The following is a 6,808-nucleotide window of genomic DNA, read 5'->3' as shown; positions in this document are numbered from 1 at the left end:
TTCTCACCATTCCAGTCGTAAATACACCAGCGCGGATGCGCGAAAGCGCGGGATCACCGGCCGAGTTCGGTGTGGATGAAGTCGAAGATTTCCTCGTCGGAGGCGGAGTCGAGCTTCTCCGCGGCGTTCGCCCGTCCGTCGCGGGCTCCCGCGTCGGTCCAGCGGGAAAGCAGGCTTTGGAGACGCTCGGCGATCAGTTCGTGGGTCTTCTCGTCCGGCGCCGCCTCGGTCAGCAACGAGCCGAGCCGGTCGACCTCCTCCACCAGCGAGGCAGGCTGGGCCTCGTCCTGGAACTGCTCGGACCACAGGTGGTCGGCCACCGCGGCCGGGGTCGGGCAGTCGAACAGCAGGGTCGCGGGCAGCCGCAGCCCGGTCGCCTCGCCGAGCCGGTTGCGCAGCTCCACCGAGGTCAGCGAGTCGAAACCGAGGTCGCTGAACGCGCGGATGGCTTCCACGTCGTCGGCCGAGGCGTAGGAGAGCACGGCCGCCGCCTCCGCCTGGACCAGCGAGACCAGCACCCGCACCTGTTCGGCGCGGGACAGTCCGGCCAGCCGTTCGGCGAGGTCCGTCGCGCCGTCCCCGGCCGGGCCGTCCGCGGAGTCGTCCAGCGCCTGCCGCACTTCCGGCAGGTTTTCGACCAGCGGGCTGCGCCTGCGCAGCGTGAACGTCGGAGCGAAGGTCGCCCAGTCCACGTCGACCACTGTCGTCTGGGCCGCGCCCTCGTCGACGAGCTGCGCGAGCACCTGGATCGCCTGTCCGGGTTCCAGGATGGAGAACCCGCCGCGCGCCAGCTGCGCGATGCCTTCCTCACTGGTCAGACCGCCACCGCCCCACGGGCCCCACGCCACCGAGGTCGCGGGTTCGCCGCGGGCCGCGCGGTTCTCCGCGAGCGCGTCCAGGTAGGCGTTGGCCGCCGCGTACACCGACTGCATGGCGCTGCCCCAGGTCGCCGAGATCGAGGAGAAGAGCACGAACGCGTCGAGGTCGGCGTCGCGGGTCAGCTCGTCCAGATGCCGCGCGCCCTCGACCTTCGCTGCCAGCACCGAGGCCGCCTCGGCGGGGTCGGTGTCGGCGATGGCGCCGAACTGCCCGATACCCGCGGCGTGCACCACGCTGGAGAGCGCGGGCCCGGTCGCGGCGATCCGGTCCAGCAGCCCGGCCAGGTCGGGCCGGTTGCCCGCGTCGCAGGCCACCACCTCCACGTCGGCTCCCTGCGCGGCGAGCCCGGCGACCAGCGCGACGACGCCCTCACTGGGCCCGGTGCGGCTGGCCAGCACCAGCCGTTCGGCGCCGCGGGCGGCCAGCAGGCCGGCCACCCGGCCGCCGATCGCGCCGGTGCCGCCGGTGATCAACGCGGTGCCCAGCGACATCCACGGCGCCGCCGCGTCCCCCCTGCGCGGGGCGCGTTCGAGCCGACGGCCGTGGATCCCCGCGGTGCGGATCGCGACCTGGTCTTCCCCAGTGCCGGCCAGCACCGCGGCCAGCAGGCCCGCCGTGCGGTCGTCGAGGGTGGTGGGCAGGTCGAGCAGACCTCCCCACCGGTGGGGGTGTTCCAGCGCGGCGACCCGGCCGAAGCCCCAGACCTGCGCCTGCACCGGGTTCGTCAGCGGCGTGCCCGGCGCGGTGGCGACCGCACCCGAGGTGACCGTCCACAGTGGCGTGTCCGGCTGCGCGTCGCCCAGTGCCCGCACCAGGTCGATGGTCGCGGCCAATCCCTTGTTCAGCGCGGGATTGCCCGGGGTCGGGGTCTCGTCGAGTGCCAGCAGCGAGAGGATTCCGCTGAGTTCGCTGCCGGGGATCGGGTCTTCGGGTGAGAGCAGCAGCACCTCGGCGCCGCGAGCCCGCAGCGCGGCTTCGCAGTCGCCGGCGAGCTGCCGGCCGCTCGGCGCGACGATCGCCCAGGTCCCGTCGAGAGTGACGGGGTCGGGGTCGGTGATCGGCGCCCAGACGGTGCGGTAGCGCCAGTTCTCGGTCGCTGCCCGGCCCAGTTCGCGGTGCCGCCACGATGTCAGCGCTTCCAGCACCTCGCCGACCGGGCGCTGGTCGTCCAGTTCCAGCACCTCGGTCAGCTGCGCGAGGTCGCCGCCTTCGACCGCGGCCCAGAACCGGGCCTCGGCCACCGTGCCCGCGCCGTCGCCGCCCGGTGCGGGCTCCAGCCAGTAGTGCTGGTGCTGGAATGCGTAGGTGGGCAGCTCCACCGGCTTCCCGACCGGCAGGATCTTGGCCCAGTCCACTGAAAGGCCGTGCACGAACGCCTCCGCGAACGCCGTCAGCAACCGCTCCGCACCGGCGTTGTCCCGCTCCACCGTCCCGAGCGCGACCGCCCCGGAAACCACGGCGTCCTCAGCAGTCTCGGTGACCGACGCGACCAGCACCGGATGCGGGGAAACCTCGACAAAGGAATCGAAGCCGTCCGCCAGCAGCGCCCGAGTCGCGTTCTCGAACTGCACCGTCTGCCGCAGATTCCGGTACCAGTAACCGGCATCCAGCTCCTCGCCGGACACCCACTCACCGGTCACCGTCGACATCATCGGCACCCGACCGGCCCGCGGAGAGATCCCGCCGAGTTCGTCCGCCAGCACACCTTCCAACGGCTCGACCGCCGACGAATGCGCCACGAAATCCGTCTCCGGAACACGCCAACGCAACATCTTCCGCGACGCCAACTCCCGCTCGAACTCCGCCAACGCCTCCGGGTTACCGGACACCACCGTCGCCGCGGGACCGTTCACCGCCGCCACCGACAGCCGGTCCTCCCAACGCTCCATCAGTTCGGCCACCGAACCGACCGGCGCGACCACCGACACCATCGACCCTTCCGCCGACAGCCCGGACAAGCCACGGGACCGCGCAGTCACCACTCGCGCCGCGTCGTCCAGCGACAACATGCCCGCCACCGTCGCCGCCGCGACCTCACCCTGCGAATGCCCCACCACAGCCTCGGGCTCGACGCCCGCTGCCTCCCACACCGCGGCCAGGGAAACCATCACCGCCCACAGAACCGGCTGCACGACTTCCGCCGACGCGAGTTTCGCCGGGTCCAGCAGCACTTCCCGTGCGGACCAGTCCACACAGGACGCCAACGCACGCTCGCACTCGGCGAACCGCGCCGCGAACACCGGGCTCTCGTCCAGCAACGCGCGACCCATGCCGGTCCACTGCGCACCCTGCCCGCCGAACACGAACACCGGACGCACGCCAGGCCGCGCGACACCGTGCACCGGTACACCCGACCGCAGCGACGCCAGGTCGCCGCCGACCGTCACGGACCGGTGCTCGAACGCCGACCGCGTCGCCGCCAGCGACCAACCCACGTCGACCGGATCCAGCTCCGCGCGGGCATCGACCCACGCCGCGAGCCGATTCCCCTGTGCTGCCAGGCCACTCGCCGAACGGCCCGACACCGGCCACGCGGTCAGCCCGCCCGTGACGACGGGAACCCGCTCGTCGACGATCTCCGCCGCGACCGGCTCCGGCGCCTCCTCGAGAATAAGGTGCGCGTTGGTCCCGCTCATCCCGAACGAGGACACCCCCGCCCGGCGCGGCCGGTCCTCCGCGGCCCACGGCTTGTTCTCGGTCAGCAGCCGCACCTCGCCGGACGCCCAGTCCACATGCGGCGAACGCTCGTCGGCGTGAAGGGTGCGCGGCAGCTCCCGGTTCTGCAACGCCTGCACCATCTTGATCACGCCCGCCACGCCGGCCGCGGCCTGCGAGTGCCCGATGTTCGACTTCACCGAACCCAGCCACAACGGCCGCCCCTCCGGCCGACCCTGACCATAAGTCGCCAGCAACGCCTGCGCCTCGATAGGATCGCCCAGCGGCGTACCGGTCCCGTGCGCCTCCACCACGTCAACGTCCTCAGTGGACAAACGCGCACTCGCCAACGCCGCCCGGATCACCCGCTGCTGCGAAGGACCATTCGGCGCCGTCAAACCATTCGACGCACCATCCTGATTCACCGCCGAACCCCGCACCACCGCCAGAATCCGGTGCCCGTTCCGCCGCGCGTCCGACAGCCGTTCCACCACCAGCATGCCCGCGCCCTCGCTGAGGCCCATGCCGTCCGCGCCGGAGCCGAACGGCTTGCACCGTCCGTCCGGCGCGAGCCCCATCTGCCGGCTGAACTGGTTGAACAGCAGCGGGCTCGCCGCCACCATCACACCGCCGGCCAGCGCCAGGGAGCATTCCCCGGAGCGCACCGCCTGGCAGGCCAGGTGCAGCGCCACCAACGACGACGAGCACGCGGTGTCCACGGTGACCGCGGGGCCTTCCAGCCCCATCACGTAGGCGACCCGGCCGGACACCACGCTGGTGGAGATGCCGGTGACCAGGTGCCCGTCCAGTTCGCCCTGCAGCCCGGAGCTCCAGCCGTAGCCGGAGGCGGACGCACCGGCGAACACGCCGGTCGCGGAACCCCGCAGCGACGCCGGGTCGATCCCGGCGCGTTCCAGCGATTCCCACGCCACCTCCAGCAGCAACCGCTGCTGCGGGTCCATCGAGACCGCCTCGCGCGGGCTGATCCCGAAGAACCCGGCGTCGAAACCGGTGGCGTCGTACACGAATCCGCCGGACCGGACCGGTTTCCCGGAGTAGCCGTCGCCGCTGGTCGGCATGTCCTCGACCACCCAGTTGCGGTCGCCGGGCAGTACCGAAATGGCGTCGGTCCCGGCGGCAACCAGGTTCCACAGGTCCTCGGGGCCGGTGACGCCGCCCGGGTACCGGCAGCTCATCCCGACGATCGCCAGCGGTTCGTCGGCGACCGCCGCCGCGACCGGCGCCGGCGCGGCGGTCTCGTCCGCGCCGGACACCTTCGCCAGCAGGAACGCGGAGGCGGCGTTCGGGGTGGGCGCGTCGAACAGCAGCGTCGCCGGGAGAGCGAGACCGGTGGCGGCGCTGAGCCGGTTGCGCAGTTCCACCGAGGTCAGCGAGTCGAAACCGAGGTCGCTGAACGCACGGGCGGCCTCCACCTCGTCGGGCGAGGCGTAGCCGAGCACGTCGGCGGCCTTCGCCTGGACGAGCCCGACCAGCAGCCGGTTCCGCTCGGACTTCGACAGCACGGCGAGTTCCTGCCGCAGCGTCGCGTCGTCCGCGGCGGCGGCGCCCTCCGGCCCGTCAAGCGCCTCGCGGACCTCCGGGAGGGCCTCGATCAGCGGGCTCGGGCGGCGCAGTGTGAAGGGCGGAGCGAACCGCGCCCAGTCGATGTCGGCGACGGTCAGCCGGCCCTCGTCGCCGTCGAGGATCTGGCCGAGCGCTTCGATGGCGCGGTGCTGGTCCATCACCAGCAGACCGCGTCGGATGCCTTGCGCGGCACCGTCGGAGTCGGTCATGCCGCCGCCGCCCCACGAACCCCACGCCACGGAGGTGGCGGGCAGGCCCGCGGCCCGGCGCTGTTCGGCGAGGGAGTCCAGGAAGGTGTTCGCGGCGCCGTATGCGGGTTGCAGGCCGCTGCCCCAGGTCGCGGAGATCGAGGAGAACAGCACGAACGCGTCGAGGTCGGAATCCCGGGTCAGCGTGTCGAGATGCACCGCGCCCGCGACCTTCGCCGCGAGCACGGCGGCCGTCTCGGCGAGATCGGTCTCCGCGACCGTGGTGGCCTGCCCGATGCCCGCGGTGTGCAGCACCGAGGACACCGCGGGCCCGGTCCGCGCGGTCCAGTCCAGCAGCCCGGCCAGCTCCGCCCGGCTGCCCGCGTCGCAGGCGACGACGTCCACCCGGGTGCCCGCCGCGGCCAACTCCGCGGCGAGGGCGGGCATGTGCCCGGCGGCCGGTCCGGAACGGCTGGTCAGCACAACGCGTTCGGCGTCGCGGCGGGTCAGCCAGCGGGCTACGTGCCCGCCGATCGCGCCGGTGCCGCCGGTGACCAGCGCCGTCCCGCGCGGGGTCCACGTCCGGTCCGTCGTCTTCGGCCGGTCCGCCCTGGCCAGCCGCCGCCCGAGGAGGCCGCCGGCGCGGATCGCGACCTGGTCCTCGCCGCAGCCGGCGAGCACCGCGGCGAGCCGGTCGCCGGCCGCATCGTCGAGTTCTGCGGGCAGGTCGAGCAGACCGCCCCAGGCTTCGGGATGCTCCAGGCCGACCACGCGGCCGAGCCCCCACGCCTGCACCTGCACCGGATTCGGCACGGTGTCGTCGGCCGCGGCGGCGAGCGCGCCCTGCGTGGCCACCCACAGCTGCGCCTCGACCTCCAGGTCCACCAACACCTGCGCCACGGAGAGCGTCCGCGCCAGTCCTCGTGTCAGGACGGGGTGTTCGGGCATCGGCGTCTCATCGATCGCGAGCAGCGACAGCACCCCGGCGGGCTGCGTCCCCGGCAGCGCCTCGTCGAGGAACTCGGTGACTTCTTCGCGCGTGACGACCCCATCGGGCAGCTCGGCGACCAGCACCTCCGCGCCGCGGGCCTCGAGCGCCCGCACACAGCTCGCGGTGAGATCGTCGGCCGCGTCTGCGGTGAGCACCGTCCACATGCCGTCGAGGGAAACCGGGGCCGGATCGACCACCGGGGTCCAGACGGTGCGGTAGCGCCAGTTCTCGGTCGCTGCCCGGCCCAGTTCCCGGTGCCGCCACGTGGTCAGCGCCTCCAGCACCTCGCCGACCGGACGCTCGTCCTCCAGCTCCAGCACCTCGGTCAGGTGCGCGAGATCGCCGCCCTCGACCGCCGCCCAGAACCGCGTCTCCGCGACCGTTCCCGCGCCGTCGCCGCCCGAAGCGGCCTCCATCCAGTAGCGCTGGTGCTGGAATGCGTAAGTGGGCAGCTCCACCGGCTCGCCCACCGGCAGCACGGCGGCCCAGTCCACCGGCAGGCCGTGCACGA

General features: G+C 73.0%; 1 protein-coding gene. It reads right to left on the bottom strand.

The genetic code is table 11. The features are described 5' to 3' along the window. Positions 1-53: 53 nt before the first annotated feature. The gene (locus ACIBTM_RS41120; RefSeq protein WP_395882548.1) at positions 54-6,791 is read right to left on the bottom strand and encodes a type I polyketide synthase; all 6,738 of its coding nucleotides are present in this window, start codon (positions 6,789-6,791) and stop codon (positions 54-56) included. Between the last annotated feature and the right edge of the window lie 17 nt (positions 6,792-6,808).

The organism is Amycolatopsis sp. NPDC049868 (assembly GCF_044461365.1).
Classification (GTDB): domain Bacteria; phylum Actinomycetota; class Actinomycetes; order Mycobacteriales; family Pseudonocardiaceae; genus Amycolatopsis.
Note: the sequence above shows the minus strand (reverse complement) of the source record. Positions and strands in the feature narration are given on the sequence as shown.